This is a genomic window from Clostridium neonatale (assembly GCF_001458595.1).
GTDB classification, from domain to species: Bacteria; Bacillota; Clostridia; order Clostridiales; family Clostridiaceae; genus Clostridium; species Clostridium neonatale.
Window position 1 is genome coordinate 380546 of the sequence record NZ_LN890328.1, and the last position, 18500, is coordinate 399045.

At 27.1% G+C, this 18500-nt stretch carries 19 protein-coding genes; 14 read left to right on the plus strand and 5 right to left on the minus strand.

Annotated features, from left to right (window positions below; all coding sequences use genetic code 11):
- Positions 1–83: 83 nt before the first annotated feature.
- The 10 genes from BN2920_RS08850 to BN2920_RS08895 all read left to right on the plus strand — a co-directional run bounded on the left by BN2920_RS08850 (position 84) and on the right by BN2920_RS08895 (position 8063).
- The gene (locus BN2920_RS08850) at positions 84–614 is read left to right on the plus strand and encodes a cob(I)yrinic acid a,c-diamide adenosyltransferase (protein WP_058294657.1); all 531 of its coding nucleotides are present in this window, start codon (positions 84–86) and stop codon (positions 612–614) included.
- Between the two features lie 69 nt (positions 615–683).
- Positions 684–1211: a bifunctional adenosylcobinamide kinase/adenosylcobinamide-phosphate guanylyltransferase gene (locus BN2920_RS08855; protein ID WP_058294658.1), complete on the plus strand. Its 528-nt coding sequence runs from the start codon at positions 684–686 to the stop codon at positions 1209–1211.
- 103 nt (positions 1212–1314) lie between these two features.
- Positions 1315–2082: an adenosylcobinamide-GDP ribazoletransferase gene (locus BN2920_RS08860; protein ID WP_058294659.1), complete on the plus strand. Its 768-nt coding sequence runs from the start codon at positions 1315–1317 to the stop codon at positions 2080–2082.
- 12 nt (positions 2083–2094) lie between these two features.
- Positions 2095–2487: a bifunctional adenosylcobinamide kinase/adenosylcobinamide-phosphate guanylyltransferase gene (locus tag BN2920_RS08865; protein WP_058294660.1), complete on the plus strand. Its 393-nt coding sequence runs from the start codon at positions 2095–2097 to the stop codon at positions 2485–2487.
- 118 nt (positions 2488–2605) lie between these two features.
- Entirely contained in the window at positions 2606–3208 is a 603-nt protein-coding gene (locus BN2920_RS08870; protein ID WP_058294661.1) for a histidine phosphatase family protein, read from the plus strand.
- Positions 3209–3230: 22 nt separating this feature from the next.
- Positions 3231–4181 carry a cobalamin biosynthesis protein gene (locus BN2920_RS08875; RefSeq protein ID WP_058294662.1) on the plus strand — a complete coding sequence of 317 codons (951 nt, stop codon included), beginning with the start codon at positions 3231–3233 and terminating at the stop codon, positions 4179–4181.
- 19 nt (positions 4182–4200) lie between these two features.
- Positions 4201–5268, plus strand: a complete 1068-nt coding sequence (gene cobD / locus BN2920_RS08880) for a threonine-phosphate decarboxylase CobD (protein WP_058294663.1) — start codon at positions 4201–4203, stop codon at positions 5266–5268.
- 67 nt (positions 5269–5335) lie between these two features.
- Positions 5336–5986, plus strand: coding sequence for a Dph6-related ATP pyrophosphatase (locus tag BN2920_RS08885; RefSeq protein WP_058294664.1), 651 nt, complete (start codon positions 5336–5338; stop codon positions 5984–5986).
- Between the two features lie 48 nt (positions 5987–6034).
- Positions 6035–7537 carry a cobyric acid synthase gene (locus tag BN2920_RS08890; RefSeq protein ID WP_058294665.1) on the plus strand — a complete coding sequence of 501 codons (1503 nt, stop codon included), beginning with the start codon at positions 6035–6037 and terminating at the stop codon, positions 7535–7537.
- A gap of 13 nt (positions 7538–7550) precedes the next feature.
- Positions 7551–8063, plus strand: coding sequence for a hypothetical protein (locus BN2920_RS08895; protein ID WP_058294666.1), 513 nt, complete (start codon positions 7551–7553; stop codon positions 8061–8063).
- A 69-nt stretch (positions 8064–8132) separates the two neighbouring features.
- Here BN2920_RS08895 and BN2920_RS08900 read toward each other — a convergent pair whose 3' ends face one another.
- From BN2920_RS08900 to ytaF, 3 genes are all read right to left on the minus strand, one after another.
- Positions 8133–9176: a response regulator gene (locus tag BN2920_RS08900; protein WP_058294667.1), complete on the minus strand. Its 1044-nt coding sequence runs from the start codon at positions 9174–9176 to the stop codon at positions 8133–8135.
- 13 nt (positions 9177–9189) lie between these two features.
- Complete coding sequence (locus BN2920_RS08905) at positions 9190–10239, minus strand: HD-GYP domain-containing protein (protein ID WP_058294668.1); 1050 nt, start codon at positions 10237–10239, stop codon at positions 9190–9192.
- Between the two features lie 186 nt (positions 10240–10425).
- Entirely contained in the window at positions 10426–11049 is a 624-nt protein-coding gene (ytaF, locus tag BN2920_RS08910) for a sporulation membrane protein YtaF (protein WP_058294669.1), read from the minus strand.
- Positions 11050–11238: 189 nt separating this feature from the next.
- Here ytaF and yidA point away from each other — a divergent pair, with 189 nt between their 5' ends.
- The gene (gene yidA, locus BN2920_RS08915) at positions 11239–12042 is read left to right on the plus strand and encodes a sugar-phosphatase (RefSeq protein ID WP_058294670.1); all 804 of its coding nucleotides are present in this window, start codon (positions 11239–11241) and stop codon (positions 12040–12042) included.
- A gap of 59 nt (positions 12043–12101) precedes the next feature.
- On the opposite strand, the gene BN2920_RS08920 is transcribed toward yidA, so the two are convergent.
- On the minus strand, positions 12102–12857 hold the full coding sequence (locus BN2920_RS08920; protein WP_058294671.1) for a helix-turn-helix domain-containing protein: 756 nt from the start codon (positions 12855–12857) through the stop codon (positions 12102–12104).
- Positions 12858–13036: 179 nt separating this feature from the next.
- Here BN2920_RS08920 and BN2920_RS08925 point away from each other — a divergent pair, with 179 nt between their 5' ends.
- The 3 genes from BN2920_RS08925 (at position 13037) to BN2920_RS08935 (ending at position 17280) form a co-directional block, all read left to right on the plus strand.
- Positions 13037–14092, plus strand: a complete 1056-nt coding sequence (locus BN2920_RS08925; RefSeq protein WP_058294672.1) for an FtsZ/tubulin family protein — start codon at positions 13037–13039, stop codon at positions 14090–14092.
- A 479-nt stretch (positions 14093–14571) separates the two neighbouring features.
- Positions 14572–15906 carry an FAD-dependent oxidoreductase gene (locus tag BN2920_RS08930; RefSeq protein ID WP_058294673.1) on the plus strand — a complete coding sequence of 445 codons (1335 nt, stop codon included), beginning with the start codon at positions 14572–14574 and terminating at the stop codon, positions 15904–15906.
- A 261-nt stretch (positions 15907–16167) separates the two neighbouring features.
- Positions 16168–17280, plus strand: coding sequence for an HD-GYP domain-containing protein (locus BN2920_RS08935; RefSeq protein ID WP_058294674.1), 1113 nt, complete (start codon positions 16168–16170; stop codon positions 17278–17280).
- A gap of 19 nt (positions 17281–17299) precedes the next feature.
- On the opposite strand, the gene BN2920_RS08940 is transcribed toward BN2920_RS08935, so the two are convergent.
- Positions 17300–18358 (minus strand): lactonase family protein, encoded by a 1059-nt coding sequence (locus tag BN2920_RS08940; protein WP_058294675.1) that lies wholly within the window; start codon positions 18356–18358, stop codon positions 17300–17302.
- Positions 18359–18500 lie beyond the last annotated feature (142 nt).

Here is an 18500-nt window from a genome sequence, read left to right on the forward strand (position 1 = left end):
CAAATACAATAAATATTTGTGAAAAAATAGGAGAATAATAGTTATTAATTGATTATATAGTAATGCGAAAGGAATGTGTTTTTATGGAACTTGGACTTATTCATATATATTGTGGTGATGGAAAAGGAAAAACAACTGCATCAATGGGCCTTGCCGTGCGTGCAGCAGGAAGAGATAAAAAAGTATTATTAACTCAATTTTTAAAAGATAATGAAAGTGGAGAATTAAATTCTTTAGAAAAATTAGAAGATAATATAATTTTATTTAAAGGTGATCCAGTAAAAAAGTTTTTTAAATTTATGAGCCCAGAAGAGCAGGCAATAACTAAAAAGGAACATGAAGAGAGGTTTAAAAAGGTAACTGAAAAAGCAATAGATGAAAATTTTGATCTTCTTATAATGGATGAAATAATTGCATCAATCAATCTAGGTTTAATATCATTAGATGAAGTTGTGGAATTTCTAAAAAATAAGCCTAAAACTTTAGAAGTTGTATTAACAGGTAGGGGACCAGATGAAAAATTAGTTAAACTTGCAGATTATGTTTCAGAAATAAAAGCAATTAAACATCCGTATGAAAGAGGAATATCATCAAGAATAGGAATAGAAAAATAATTAGTATTATATCCTAAAAATATGAAGATAAAAATAATTGTAATAATAAAAGATAGGATTTGATTCATTATGAATTATTTAATCATTGGTGGTTCTAAAAGTGGAAAATCACACATAAGTGAACAAATAGCCTTAAGCTTAAATAAAGATAAGGCTGTATATATTGCAACTATGAAGCCATTTGACATAGAAGATGAAGAAAGAATAAAAAATCACATTAAGGCCAGAGAAGGTTTAAATTTTATAACAATAGAAAAGCAACTAAGCTTACATGAAATAGTAAATGAAATAAAAGAAAATGACACAGTTCTTTTAGATAGCATAACATCACTTTTAACTAATGAGATGTTTGCAGGAAATGAAATAGTAACAGATCCATCTATAAAGATCCTAACATCATTAGATCTTATTATGAATAAAGCAGAAAATACAATAATAGTATCAGATTTCATATTTAATGATTCTATGGAATATGATGATATAACAGAAATTTATAAAAAAGAACTGGGGATTATAAACAGGCACTTAGCGCGAATATGTGAAAATGTAATTGAATGTTCATTTGGAAATATAAAGTATCATAAAGGTGGGAATTAAATCTCACATATGCAGATTAATAAAGTCTTGTTAATGATAATAGATGTAATATATATAAATATTAATGGATTTTTCAAGAAGAAAGTATGGGGGAAATAATTTAATGAGAAAAATATACAACAGCTTTATAATGGCGTTAAGTATGTTTACAATAATACCTACGCCATATATTGAATGGGATGATGAAAGCAGCAAAAATATGATGAAATTTTATCCAGTTATCGGATTGATTGTAGGTGCCATATGGAGTCTCATTTATGTGATTTTAAGTATTATAAATTGTACTATTATGATTAAAACTACAGTGATAATGATTGTACCATTTATAATAACTGGTATGCTTCATTTAGATGGATATTGTGATGTATGTGATGCTATACTTTCAAGACGTGAAAAAGAAGAAAAGCTTAGAATATTAAAAGATTCACATATTGGAGCGTTTGCAGTAATAAGTCTTATAATATTATTCTTTTTGCAATTTTCAGGAGTATATTCGTTTTTAGAAAAAAATATTGACATTAGAAATATCATTTGTTTATTGATATTGATTCCAGTAATAAGCAGGAGTCTTGCAGGGTATTTTTTACTAAGCAAAATTACAATTAAGGAAAGTTCACTTGGGACATATTTTAAAAAAGGTACTAATAAAGTTGATATAATAATAATGATAGGTGTAATAATTTTAAGTACAATATGTATTTTCATAAATAGTGGATTAAAATATTCTATAGTACCACTTACTATGACTGCTATAGTAACAGTAGGAGTTAGAAAATGTATTAAAGAATTTGGTGGAGTTTCTGGTGATGTGGCAGGCTTTGCTTTGATTATTGGTGAAGCTGCAGGACTGATAACTTTAGGAATTATGTAATTTGGAGGGAATATGATTTTAATATTTGGAGGATCATATAATGGAAAACTTAATTTCTGCAAAGAAAAATATATGGTAAAAGATGATGAAATCTTTTTTTGTGGAAAAGATAATAAAGATAATATAGAAAAATTAAATTTTAACAAAAAAGTAATATGTGGTTTACATATTTTTGTGAAAGAATGTGTTAAAAATAATATTAGTGCATTAGATATAATAAAGAATAATGCAGATAATTTAAATGATAAGATAATTATTTGTGATGAAATAAATAGTGGTATTGTTCCAATGAAAAAAGAAGATAGAATGTGGCGAGAAGAATGTGGACAGTCACTTCAATTTTTAAGTAAACACTCTGAGGAAGTATACAGAGTATTTTTTGGAATACCAGAAAAGCTTAAATAGTATAACTTTTAAATTTTTCTTAAGGAGGATAATATGGGATACTGTGGTATTTACAAATTTTAATTAAAAAGAGAATAAGTAAGAAGTAAATAATGCGACAGTGCCATATAAGAAGTTTATGAAAAAGAAGATATATTTAATAAGGCATGGGAAAACGTATTGTAATGAAAAACAACTATATTGCGGCAAGACTGATATTGATTTAAGTGAATCTGGAAGAAAAGAGCTTGAATCAAGGGATATAAATATATATCCTAAATGTGATTTTTATTTTACAAGTGGACTTAAAAGAGCAAATTCAACTTTGGAGATTATCTGTCCAGATAAGAAGTATACAGTTATAAATGAATTTTCTGAATATAACTTTGGTGATTTTGAATTAAAATCTTATGAAGATTTAAAGGATTTGAAAGAATATCAAGATTGGATAATTGATGAAACTCAAAATGTATGTTGTCCAAATGGAGAGAGCAAACTTGAATTTAGAAATAGAATTGAAAAAGCTTTTGATAAGCTTATAAAATATATGTTTAAAGAAAATAAAGAGACAAGTTTAGGGGTCATTCATGGTGGAGCTATAGGCATAATTTTAGAAATCAAATACGATGACAGTAAAAAATTTTATGAGTGGCAGCCTAAAAATGGTTATGGTTATGAGATAATAGTAGATATCTTAGATAATAATGATTATGAGATATACTCCATAAGACCAATAGAATAGTATAAAAATACGGAGAAAAGAAATGATACAATTAACATTAGGATTTATTTTAGATTTATTTATAGGTGATCCAAACAATCCAGTTCATCCAGTAAGAATAATAGGAAAGATTTGCAGCAGCTTAGAAAATATATTTAGAAAGCTATTAAAAAGCAACTTAAAAACAGCTGGATTTATTGTATGGATAATTACAGTAGCAATTACATTCTTTACGACATATATGTTAGTATGCATATTCAATAAGGTTAATATATACTTAGGCGTTATAATTGAGGGAATATTAATATATTTCTGCATATCAAGCAAGGGGTTGATAGTGGAAGGTTTTAAAGTTATAAATTATTTAATAAAAGATGATGTGGAAAAAGCAAGACATCAATTGTCATATATAGTAGGGCGTGATACAAAAAGTTTAGACAAAGAAGGAATAATAAGAGCTGTTATTGAAACAATAGCTGAAAATATGTCAGATGGAGTTATAGCACCACTATTTTATGCAGGAATATTTGGAGCACCACTTGCAATGGCATATAAAGCTGTTAATACAATGGATTCAATGTTTGGATATAAAAATGATAAATACATGGACTTTGGATATTTTCCAGCTAAATTAGATGATGTATTTAATTATATACCAGCAAGACTTACAGGAATTTTAATTGTTATATCGGCATTTGTATTAAAATATAATTATAGAAATAGTTATAAAATCTATAAGAGAGATAGATATAATCATACAAGCCCTAATAGTGCACATCCAGAAGCAGCTATGGCAGGTGCCTTAGATATTCAGCTTGGTGGAGCAAACTATTATTTTGGAAAGCTTGTAGTTAAGCCAACGATTGGAGATAAAATAAAAGTAATTGAAATAGAAGATGTCAATCGTACAAAAAAAGTTCTTTATTTATCATCATTTATAGGATTTTTATTATCACTATTAATAAATTTTGTAGTACAATTTATTTTAAGATAGAAATGTGGAGGAAGTTGATGTGGCAAGTTTTGGTCATGGTGGAAATGCAAAAATCATAAGCAGAGAAAAGAACATAGATTTTAAAGAAATAATAGATTTTTCTGCAAATATAAATCCTCTTGGTATTCCAGATAGCGTACGAAGTGCAATAGTAGAAAATATAAGATTAATTGAAAAATATCCAGACATAAGTTACTTTGAATTAAAAGAATGCATAAGTAAGTTTGAAGATATAAGGAAAGAAAATATATTACTTGGAAATGGGGCATCAGAAGTTTTATTTTCTATAGTCAGAGCCATAAATCCAAATAAATCATTAATAATGGCGCCAACTTTCTCAGAATACGAAGAAGCTGTTAATTCAGTAGGAGGAAGTATAAGGTATTATTATTTAAAAGAAGAATACGCATTTAAGATACAAGATGACATTCTAGAATTTATAGATAATACACTAGATTTAATATTTATATGCAATCCTAATAATCCAACTGGAGTTTTAACAGATAAAGAACTGCTTTTTAAGATATTAATAAAAGCAAAAGAACATAATGTTAAGCTTTTAATAGATGAATCGTTTTTGGATTTTATAGAAGAAAAACTTACAATGATAAATTACATAAATGAACATGATAATTTAATAATAGTTAAGTCATTAACTAAATTTTTTGCACTTCCAGGATTAAGAATTGGTTATGCACTTACATCGAATAAAATGTTAAAAGAAAAGATATTTGAAGTATCTCCAGCGTGGAATATAAATATATTAGCTGAAATTGCTACAAAAAGTGCATTAATAGATACAAGATACATAAAGAATACAAAAGAATTTATAGATAAAGAAAAAGATTATTTATATGAAGAACTTACAAAAATAAAAAGATTAAAGGTATTTAAGCCAAGTGTTAATTTTATTTTTATAAAAGTAAAAGGAGATTTAGACCTCAAGGAAGAGCTATTAAAATTTAAAATATTAATTCGCAGCTGCAGTAATTATAATGGTCTTAATAATAAATATTACAGATTTGCAGTTAGAACACATGAAGAAAATATTAGGTTAATAGAAAGTTTACAGGAAATATTAACATAGCACCATTTTTATAAAAGTCAAGGGTTATTTTAATGTTAAATTTATATTATAGTAGAGGTATAAAGAGATGGAAAATAAGAAAGTGGTTATATCATTTAGTGGTGGAAAAGATAGTACATTATCATTGTATAGAATGATAAAACAAGGATATGAAATAATAGGTCTTTTAGTTACTTTTGATGAAAATAATAATTCATGCTTTCACAAAATACCAGAGAAAATTTTTGAATATATATCTAAATCACTACAAATAGATTTGTACAAAATTGAATGCAGTAATGAAAAGATTTACGAAAAAGAATTCGAAAAGACATTAAAGAAAGCAAAAAATAATGGTGCAGATATTTGTGTATTTGGTGATATAGATATAGAACACCATAAAAAATGGGGGATTGATAGATGCAAAAATGCAGAAGTTGAGGCGTATTTTCCTTTATGGCAGGAAGATAGAGAAAAATTAACCCATGAATTTATAGATTCTGGATTTAATGCCATAATCAAAAAAGTTGATTTAAAAAAACTTAGTGAAAATTATCTTGGAAAAACTTTAACTAATGATTTAGTTGATGATATAAAAAATCTAGGATGTGATCCATGTGGAGAAAACGGAGAATATCATACACTTGTTATCGATGGACCGATATTCAGTAAAAAAATAGAAATGAATATAATAGGTAAAGAAATAGTAGGTGAATATGGATATTTGATAGTATCATAGACTATATGATACTATCAAATATTTGTTACATACTGAAAGGAGTATATCATGAATAAAAAAAACATTATGTTTTTGGGTACAGCATCTTCGGTTGGGAAAAGTACTTTAGCAGCAGCGTTATGTAGATATTTAGTTAATGATGGTTTTAATGTATCTCCTTTTAAAGCGTTAAATATTTCATTAAATTCGTTTGTTACAAAAGAAAATTTGGAAATGGGAAGAGCGCAAGTGGTTCAAGCAGAAGCTTGTAAGATCGAGCCTAAGGCTATTATGAATCCAGTTTTATTAAAGCCAGGCGGAAATGTAACACAAGTTATAGTAGAAGGTAAGGTTTATAAAAATATTGAGCCATATAAATATAAAGAACTAAATGAAGAATTAAAAGTTAAAGTAAAGCAAGCTTATGATAAATTAAAAAGAAAACACGATATTATCGTTTTAGAAGGATCAGGAAGTTGTGCTGAGATTAATTTAAGAGATAGTGATATAGCTAATATGTATATGGCTAAAAAGGTTAATGCACCAGTAATTTTAGTTGCAGATATTGATAGAGGTGGAGTATTTGCTTCAATTGTTGGAACGCTTCAATTATTAAAACCTGATGAAAAAAAATTAGTTAAGGGTGTAATAATAAATAAATTCAGAGGTAATAAAGAGTTTTTTAAAGATGGAATAAAAGAGCTTGAAAGTATTATTAATATACCAGTAATTGGAGTTATGCCATATGAAATGTTTAATATTGAAGATGAAGATAGTGTAACAGAAAAAATTAAAAATGAAAAAAAAGAAGGCACTATTGATATTGCAATAATAAGACTTTCTCATATGTCTAATTTTACAGATTTTAATGTACTTGAAAACGTGGGATTTGTGAATGTAAGGTATGTTGATGATGTTAAAAAGTTAAAAAACCCAGATCTAATAATAATTCCTGGAACTAAAAATACCATAGAAGATTTAAGACTTCTAAAAGAAAAGAATTTATTTGAAAAAATAAAGGAATTAAAAGAAAAAGGAACTCCTATTTTTGGAATATGTGGCGGATATCAAATGCTTGGTAAATTTATATTGGATAAATTGGGTGTTGAAGGAGAAATATGCGAAGAAGAAGGTTTTGGTTTTTTAGATATAAAGACAAGATTTAATGAGAGAAAGATAACAAAGCAAACAAATGCAAAAATAGTATGTGACTTAGAAAAAATAAAAGATATACGTGGAAAAGATGTTTCAGGGTATGAAATACACAATGGAATAAGTAAAATTGGAAAAAATACAATTCCATTTATAAAGGATGCAGATGAAAATATACTTGGAGTTTGTGATGAAAGTGGATTAGTTTCTGGAACATATCTTCATGGAATATTTGATTCAGAAGAATTTTTAAAAGCATTTATTAACTCCTTAAGAGAAAATAGCAATATTCATAGTGATGATTATGAGGCTTGTGATAATATTATAATTGATAAAAAAGATAAAGAATATGACAGACTCGCTCAAGTTTTTAAAGATAATATCGATATAAATAAATTGAGAAAGATAATAGGGATATAAGGGAGTGATGTTTATGCTAACAGCTACCGAGGAAAGAAATCTTGAATATATAGAACAAAGAGCTAGGCATAATATAAGGGGAAAGAACTTTTTTACCACAACTGATGTATTAGAAGAAGCTTTTTGGATGAGCAAAGACAAAGCATATGAAGTATTAAAAAATATTTTAGGTAGAAAAACAATAAGAAATTCTCCAGATGCAATAGTTGATGAATATATTGACATGTTAAAAAAAGGGTATGCATCAATAGAAGAGCAGATAGATATTTTTGGTGGCGATAAAGCTTCTAGAGTAGAATCGACAGCAAGAATAAGATTTAAAAAATTTGCAGGTGGCACTTTTATAGATGCACTAAGAGAGGTCTATAATGTTGAAGAAGATGAGATTATGCCTCTTATAGGAAGATATTTAGGAAGCTTAGAATCACAAGTTTTTTCATATACAATAGACCAAGAATCATTTCAGAGATATCTTGAATCTAATGTTGAGGAATTAGATGCTCAGTTTAAAAGATTTATGGATTAGTTAAATTAAATATTATTTATTACTTCATAACAAAAGAGAGAGGAATATGAGTTTTTCCTCTCTCTTTTGTTATGAAGTAATAAATTCTTTATTTAATGTTAAAGCAAGAGTATAAGCGGAGTCGTAGTCAAATATATTAAGACATTCTTTAATTTTACTTAAAAGTTCTATTTGAATTTTTTTGAAATTATATCTTGATAATTCATCCAAACATTTAAAAGATTCATCTAAATCAAAATCATCAATAGAATTTATAAGAGACTTTATTAAATTTAATACTTTGGTTTTATTAAATTTCTTTAAAACATTTAAATGTGGAATCTTTGAAGGAATGATAAAAGGTCTAATATTGCTTAAAAAAGCTTCATATTTCATAATAATATTCTCGTGATTTTTTATTACAAATTCTAAGTTACCGTTTAAGGCTTCTTCCTCATGTTGGCTTGCTAAATCAGATAAATTATAATCTCCAATAATGGCACAGACTGATTTTAAAGAGTGTACCTCAATCATATAATTTTTTATATCTCTATTCAAAGCATATTTTTTAATAAGTGAACATCTATTTATGCCATCATCATAAGCTACAGTTAAAAGTGACAAATATTTATTAATATCATTTTCGAAGTAAATCAAAGCGTTTTTTAAATCAATATTAGGAATATTTAAGTCATAAGATTTAGTTATTTCTTTATTAAATATATTACAATCTTCTATAACATTTCTAGGAATATAAGTCTTTAACACACAGCTTAAAATCTTATTGTTAATTGGTTTCTTTATAAAATCATTAAAGCCATTTTTAATATAATTTGAAAGTATATTTGGAGAATCATTACAAGTTAGGGCTATAAGTGTTAAGTTTTTATAATAGTCATCAGGAATGTTTCTAATATTATTGGCTGTTGATATTCCGTCTATATCAGGCATTATATGATCTATAAAAATTATATCAAATTTTTCTTTCTTAATAAGTTCTAAACATTCAAAACCATTTTTTGCAATTGAAATATTCATTTTATATTTCTGAAAAAGTTCTTTTTCAAAATTCAGTGTAACCATATTATCATCAACTATTAAAACCTTTGCTTTTGGGGCAATAAAATTATACATTATATTTTGCCTCCTATTCTTGAGTATATATTTTATATACTTGCTCAAATTTAGGATGTATACTTTTAAAAACTCCAACAATATTAGGGTCAAAATGAGTACCACTTGATTCTATAATTATTTCTGTAGCTTTAGAATGAGAAAGAGCTTGTTTATAAGGACGTTTAGAAGTTAAAGCATCATATACATCAGCAATAGCCATAATCCTTGCAGATAAAGGGATGTTTGTACCAGAGAGCCCATATGGATATCCGGTGCCATTCCATTTCTCATGATGTGAAAGTGCCATATCTTTTGCTATGTATAGGAAGCTTTCCCCATCAGTAGCATCAATAAGCTTTTGAAGAGCTCTTCCACCTAAGATGGTATGCTGCTTCATATATTCACGCTCATTATCATCAAATGTGCCATTTTTCAATAATATATTATCTGAAATTCCTATTTTACCGATATCATGAAGAGGAGCAGATCTAATCATATTATTAATATATTCATCAGTCAAAATATCTGTATATAATTTATTCATGCAGACTGCTTCTACTAAAATCTGTAGATATTTTGCAGTTCTATTTATATGACCGCCAGTTTCTCCGTCTCTGCATTCAACAAGTTCAGCAAGTCCTATAACCATAGTATCCTGTAGATTTTCAATGGTAGCCGTCTTTTCTGAGACTAATGATTCAAGTTCATTTCTATAGCTTGCAAGTTCTAATTGAGTATTAATTCTGCTTATCATAATTTCAGGGATAAAAGGCTTGAATATAAAATCAACAGCTCCTAGTTTCAGAGCTTTAAGTTCACTCTTAACATCGTTTTGGACAGTCAGAAAGATTACAGGAACATTTTTGAATTTATCTATAGATTTAATTGTACAAAATACTTCGAATCCATCAACTCTAGGCATATTAATATCTAGTAATATTAAATCAGGAGTATGTGTTAGTAAAAATTTCATAGTTTGTACAGCTGACGTTAATAGTGTCACTTTAAAATGCGGTTTTAAGGATTGTTCAACAAATTTAAGATTTGTAATATCATCATCTACTACTAATATATGTTTCATAATTATTCCCCCCACAGTATACCATAATCATATAAATAAAATTCGTCATAACCAGAGGATATGACGAATTTGTTGTAGTGTTAAAATACATTTAATTTAAATTCATACCCTTAATATTATTTTAACAAAAAAAATATACTAAGTAAAAAGATTTATACAAATAAGGAATTATTTTGTAAATGATCGTTATAAAATTCTTAAAAAGGCTAAAATGATTAATAATACTCCAGAAAGCCATGAAAGTTCAAAGTGAACTTTATCAGCAAATTTTTTACCAATAAAAACACCAGTTGAAATTGCTAAAAAGCCAATGACGATACAAAGGATTAGTACCTCAATATAGTTAATGTTGCATAAGCTAGAACTAAATCCAACAGCAATGCTATCTAGCGATAAAGCAAGTGCCAAGTAAAATGCTTCTTTTGGACTTAATGATTTAGATTTATCAAAATCTGCTTTAACTTCATCAGTATAAACTTTTAAAACAAAATTAAAATCGAATAATTTAAATTTTAAAGGCTGATCAAGTAATAGATTTTTAGAGATATATGACTTAAAGACATATTCAAATATCCTATAAAAACCTAATATTATAAGCAAAGTAAAACCTAGTAAACTTGGAATTTTATCAGGTAAAAAGTTTTTAACAATCGATCCTAAAAACAACGAAAAAGCCAAAGTTCCAGTGCAGACTAAATTTATTATTATTGTTGAAAGCTTTGGTATATGAATTTTTGAAGTACCATATGCTACGCTTGCAACAAATGAATCAATACATAAAGAACAAACTAATACTAACGATTCAAGCATAAAATTTACCTCAGACATTTTTATTTACAAACATAATATGATGAAAAGATGGCATTAGTTACAAAAAACCACTTTTACAATATGTTTATTTTATTGAATAAACATAGATTTCAAATTATAATAAAGTTAGTGTGATAAATTAAGAAAAGATCATAATAGAATATATAGTATAGCATTAGGAGGAAATATATGTACAAACTAATAGCATTAGATATGGATGGAACGCTTTTAACTAGTGAGAAGAAAATCGCTGAAAGTACTAAAATAGCTTTAGAGAAAGCAGAAGAAAAAGGCGTAAAAGTAGTTCTAGCATCAGGCAGACCAATAGATGGAATAACAAGATATTTAGAAGAGCTTAACTTATTAAAGAAAGATGATTATGTACTTAGCTATAATGGTGGAATAGTTCAAAATACACACACTAAAGAGATTGTATCAAAAGCAGTATTAAAAGGATCAGATTTAAAATTATTATATGATATAAGTAAGAAATTAAATGTAAATATACATGCATTTTCTGCCACAGAAGGTTTAATTACACCTAAAATTAGTAAGTATACTCAATATGAAGCTGATATGAATGGAATTGAAATCACAATAAAAGATTTTAATGAAATTGATGATAATGAGGAAATAATAAAAGTTATGATGATTGATCCGGCAGAAATACTGGATCCTGCTATAGAAAAGCTGCCAAAAGATCTTTACGAAAAATATAGTGTATTCAAAAGTGCAGAGTTTTTCTTAGAATTTACAAATAAAGAAGTAGATAAGGGACTAGGTCTTAAAAAATTAGGAGAATATCTTGGAATAGCTAAGGATGAAATGATTGCATGCGGAGATGCAGGTAATGACTTATCTATGGTTAAGTACGCTGGAATGGGAGTAGCAATGGGGAATGCAACTAATGATGTTAAAGAAATTGCTAATTACATAACATTATCAAATGATGAAGATGGAATAGCGAAAGTAATAGAAAAATTCATATTATAAAGTAAATAAAAAAACTTCTCGTAGAAATGGTTTTGTGTTCAGTTTCTACGAGAAGTTTTTTACTTAGCACCAAATAATCTGGCTATAAGGCTTGGACTTTTTTGAGATGCGATTTCATGTTCAATTGTATAAGCTTTTTCAACCACATTTTCAAACTTTTTAATCCTATAGATTACTTGATCACTTAATTCTATGGATTTTGATTCAATATTGTTAGATAAATCAGATAAGTTTTCTTCCATTCTTGAACTCTCATATTCAAGTTTATCTGTTATTAAATCTTGAACTTTAGAAACCATATCGTCATTCATTGTTTGAGAATTTTTAGTGTGTTCAGATAATTCAGTACATATGTAATCTTTTATATCTTTAGTTAAATTCTCTTTCATTTGATCTATGTAATTAAATAATTCAGATTTCAATTTTGAAATTTCATCAATTTGTGATTGAGAAATCAATGAAATTAAATCAGAAACAGATAATGTGTTTGTCTCCCTAGATATATCATTATCATCTAGTGGAAGTTCTTCACAATATGATTGAATTTCCTTAATTGTTAAACCTTTATTTTTTAAGCGAATAAGAAATTCTAATTTATCTATATCTTTATCAGTATAAATAAGTTCTTTATTTGAAACCTGAATTTTTAATAAATTATCAAAAATGTTGGTATAGTATCTTATTTTGCTATCACTTTCCCCTAATAATGCAGCAACTTGATTAATCGAGTAAGATAATATGCCACTTCTTTTTTTTTCTTGAAGAGTTACTGTATCATTATTTTGTATACTAATGTACTGAGTCTTATTTTCCATATTAGTTTTACACCATCCTTAAATATCTATAAAATAGAATTACATATTGACGTGGAAGTATGTGGGATATATTATAGAATTATAATATCACAAAAGTGTATAATATGAAATGATTTAAATATAAAAATTTAGACTTTATAAAGTATATTTTTGAAATTATTACCAGTGGAGGTTGTATTATGGAAAAGAGCAAAATGCTGTTTGTAGCATTAGGACAAGGTGCAGGAAATGTAGTTGATGGATTATTAAGCAAAGACAAAAGGTATAAAGGGTTATTCTTAAATAGTAGTTTATTTGACATTAAGCCTTTAAAAAATGCATATATCGATAAAAATGTATATTTATATCCTGGAATGGATGGATCAGGTAGAGATAGAGCTAAATCTGAGGAAATGATAAGAGATAATGCAAATGCAATAGGAGCTTTACTTAGAAAATATCCTCAAACTGAAACTATGGTTGTATTTACAACAATGGGAGGAGGGACAGGCTCAGGAGCAATAAAAACTTTTATACAAATAGCTAAAGCTTCAATACCAAATACAAAAATAAATATTGTAGCAATACTTCCGAGTCTTCATGAAGATGAACTATCATTTAAAAACACTATTGAATGTTGGAATGATATAAATAGTATGATGGATGTAATCAGTGATGTAAAATTTGTTGATAATAATAAAAGGAATACATATAAAGAAATTAACAATGAATTAATTGAAAGCTTAGATTTAACCTATAACATTATAGGAATTCATCCAGATGGAAACATAGATAATAAAGATTCATTTAGAATAAATACAGCTGAAGGTACTGGAATAGTCTTAAAGCTTTATGACAGCTTAAAGGATGAAAAGACAGCAATTGATTTGGCTATAAAAAATAGTGTATTTGTACAGCCTGATATATACGATTGTGATTACTTGGGAATTAATTTAAAAGAGGGCGGATATAATCCAAATGAAATTGCTAAATGTTTCGAAGTTTATAAAAGTACATATGTAACTTACAATGATAAATTTAATACAGTTGTACTTGGAGGATGTGAGACACCTATAGAAGCAATTAAGTTAATAAAGATGTCATTAGATGAAAAGAACAAAAGAAAATCCCAAAGAAAAAGAAAAAGAAGTGTAATGATAGATATTGATGAAAATGTTAGTTTGGATGTTGTAAAAGAAGATAATAAAGAAATAGATATATTTAGTGACTCTATTTCAGATATACTAGATATATAAATTTATTAAGGTGGCGTTTATTTATAATTATCTAAGTAGCTTGGAATAATATGGGATACTTACGAAGATATAATATAAAAAATAATAGAAAAATTCATATTATAAATTAATACGAGCTTCTAGTAGAAATTGGTTTACATATATTTTCTACTAGAAGCTCTTTGTTTAAAAAATAACTAATTATTGATAACTAATTAATTTTTGTGTATATAAAAATTAATTTTTATATGATAAAATGGCGATTTTAGGTGAGCTGGTGATAATAACAATGAAGAATTAGATATATTGAATGTTAAAAAAATAGCAAAATATAAATAATAATCATTGATAATTAATAATTATTATTCTATAATGATTATAAAGATTAAAAGAAACAATATGTTAATATTTCAAATTTTTAATATGAGAGTATAGAAATTGTCTGCAAATGTATAATAAATAATATAAATAAAAGTCAGACAATTCAAGGAGGAAAATAAATGAAAATTATTGTAGTTGGATGTACACATGCAGGAACTGCTGCTGTAGTAAATTTAAAAGAAGAACATAAGGATGCTGAGATAGTAGTCTATGAAAAAAATGATAATGTATCTTTCTTATCATGCGGTATAGCATTAAGTATTGGTGGAGTAGTAACAGAAACAGAAAAGTTATTTTATAATTCTCCAAGCAATCTAGAATCTATGGGAATAGCTATGAAGATGGGATTTGAAGTTTTAGATATTGATTTTGATAATAAGAAAATAAAAGTAAAAAATTTATCTGAAGATAAGGTTATAGAAGATAACTATGATAAATTAGTATTAACATTAGGATCTTGGCCAATTGTTCCTAGACTTGAAGGCATAAATTTAGATAATATTTTATTATGTAAAAATTATGATCATGCAAAAGTGATTCAAGAAAAAGAAAAAAGTGCTAAAAATATAGTTGTAATAGGTGCTGGATATATAGGAGTAGAGCTTGCAGAAGCATTTGAAGTTCAAGGCAAAAATGTTACGCTAATTGATGCAGAAGATAGAATTATGGCAAAATATTTAGATCCTGAGTTAACTAATGTAGCTGAAGAAGAATTCAGAAAACATGGAGTAAAACTTGCTTTAGGCGAGATGGTTCAAAGATTTGAAGGGGAAAATAATAAAGTTACAAAAGTAATAACAGAAAAGAATAGTTACGAAGCTGATTTAGTTATATTATGCATAGGATTTGCACCTAATACTAAAATTATAAAGGATAAGCTTGATACATTAAAAAATGGTGCAATAATTATAGATGAATACATGAGAACAAGCAAAGAAGATGTATTTGCAGCAGGTGACTGTTGTTCTGTAATATATAATCCTGTAGGTGATGTAAGATATATTCCTCTTGCTACTAATGCAGTAAGAATGGGAACTCTTGTAGCGAAAAATATAGAGAAACCAACACTTAAATATATAGGTACTCAAGGTACATCAGGAATTAAGATATATGAAAAATGCATAGCATCAACAGGACTTACTGAAGAAATGGCAAGAAAGACTACAGATTATAATGTTGAAGCTGTAAGTATAGTTGATAACTACAGACCAGAATTTATGCCTACATATGATGAAGCTACTGTAAAGATTGTTTACGATAGAGATTCACGAAGAATTATAGGAGGGCAGATACTTTCTAATCTAGATCTAACTCAATTTATGAATACACTATCAGTAGTAATTCAAAATAATATGACTGTGGAGGAACTTGCTATGACAGATTTCTTCTTCCAGCCACATTTCAATAAACCATGGAGCTTATTAAATTTAGTAGCACTAGAAGCAATAAAATAGTTTAAGATAAAAATCTCTCAGTTAGAATACTAATATTATTGAGAGATTTTTTTATTTTCCCTTTTATATGATATGGCATCCTAAAAGCGAAATATAAACAAAATATAAATAAAATATAAACTTAAAGTAATAGTTAACGACAATTATTTTATAATATAATTTTATAGACTTTGTAGACAATAAAAGTTAGTTTAGATTAGTAGAAATTATGTATAGCCATACAAAAGAAAATTGAACAAGGATGTTAAAGGGGGAAAATAAATGAGGCTGATCCCTATTGATAGAGTACGGCCCAATACAGTTTTGGGGAAAACTGTATATGACTGGGGTGGAAAAGTATTATTAAGAGCTGGTGTAGTGCTAAAACAAAATACTATAAATAAGATAAGAGAAATTGGTATAAGTTCAATTTACATAGTAGATAAATACAGCCGAGAAGAAATTGAGGATGTAATAAAACCAGAGATAAGACAAAAAACCATAACCTTAGTTAAGGAAGCTTTTTCAACAATCCAGAGATTAGAGCCTGAAAATAAAATTAAAAATGAAGAAAATGATTATACATGGCAAGAAGAAAGTTATTTTTATAATATTGGAAAAATGGTAGAAGATATTATGACGGACATATTAAGAAAAGAAGAACTAGTTCTTGCATTAGTAGATATAAGAAGCAATAATGACTATATCTATGCTCATTCGGTTAATGTTGCAGTTATTTCTCTTATGATTGGTATAGCATTCAAATTGCCTAAAAAAAGATTAGAAGCGCTTTGTATAGGTGCATTACTACATGATATTGGTAAAGCATATTTGCCAAAAGAAATAATAAATAAAAAGGGAAAGCTTACAGAAACTGAGCAAAATATAATGAATGCCCACCCAAGGCTTGGATATAAATATTTATCAAGTACATATAATGTCAGTGCATTAAGTAAAATAATAGTTCTTCAGCATCATGAAAATGTTGATGGAACTGGATATCCAGATTGCCTTAAAAGAGATAAAATTATGGATTTAAGCGCTATTGTTAGTATTGCAAATGTTTATGATAATTTATCAACTAATACAAATGGAAGAGAAGCAATGTTTCCAAGTGATATTTTAGAATATTTAATGAGTAATGCAGAAAGAAAGTTTGATTATAATATGGTGAATGTGTTTTGTAGAATTGTAATACCATTTCCAAGGGGAACCCTTGTAGAACTCAGTACAGGGGAAATAGCTGTTGTTGAAAAAACAATACCTAACTTCCCATTAAGGCCAATAGTAAAGATAATTAATAGTAAAAGATCCAGCAGAGAAAATATGATAATAGATTTAATTACAGAACTGTCTATAGTTATTGTAAAAATAGTATATGACATAGATTTTTAGAAAATCTATGTCATATTTTTTAGTCAAACACTATACATGTAGGTGATGGAGCAGTAAATGAATTTAACAATGCTAAATCTCCATTAGATTGATTTATAGAAAAAACAGATAAATTATTTGATTTTTCATTCGCACAAATCATGTATTTACCAGATGGGTCAATTCTAAAATCTCTTGGAGAATCTCCACCACAATCAAAACTATTTATATATTTTAATAATCCAGTATTAGAATCAATATAGAATAAATTCAAAGAGTTATTCCCTCTATCTGATGTATATAAAAATTTATCATTATTATGAATATGAATGGCAGCTCCTGACTTGTTAGCCTCATAATCTTCAGAAAGGTTACTTATTGTTTGAATATTTTCTAAGATTATATCTGAATCTGGATTGTATTTAAATGCAAAGACTTCAGAAGTTAACTCACTCAATACATAATAAAATGGTTTAGATTTGCAATAAGTTATATGTCTTGGACCAGTTCCGCCAGGAAAAGAAATATTAAGATCATTTCTTTGAATTAATTTATTATTTTGAATTTCAGATATTATTAGCTTATCAATTCCAAGGTCCACAGAAATAATATATTTATTATCATTTGTCATAATAGAACAATGTATATGTGGTTTTTCTTGTCTTTCAGGATTTATACTTGAGCCACTATGCTTATCAATAAAAGGATAATTAAGGATAATGCCGCATAATGTGTTATATACAATCATTTTATTTTCGTGATAATTAGAAGACAAAAGTAAAGAGTTGCTAGAATCGATACTTACATGACAAGGTTGCTTGTCTTCTGAAAGATTGTAATTAATTAAGTGTAGATTATTAGTTTCCTTATAATATTTAAATGATGCTACCCCACATTTTTTATTAATCTTGCATGAAGAATATATTATATGATTTTCTTTATCTAAACATAGATAAGTAGGATTATCAATCTTATATGCTAAATGCAACTCTTCAATTTCCCCAGAGTCAGTATTTAAGTTAAATCTATAGATTCCTTCACTTTCGTTATCTGTATAACTTCCAATGAATCCTGCTATTATATTTTTATGTAATAACATTTGATATGCCCCCTTTTTGATTCATATATAATATAAAAAGTATACCATAAATAGTTTTACGAGAAATATATGGCGTATAGCTGTTTAATAGAAAAATATTTATTTAATTAAATGATTAATAAAAAAACAATTAATTCATAGA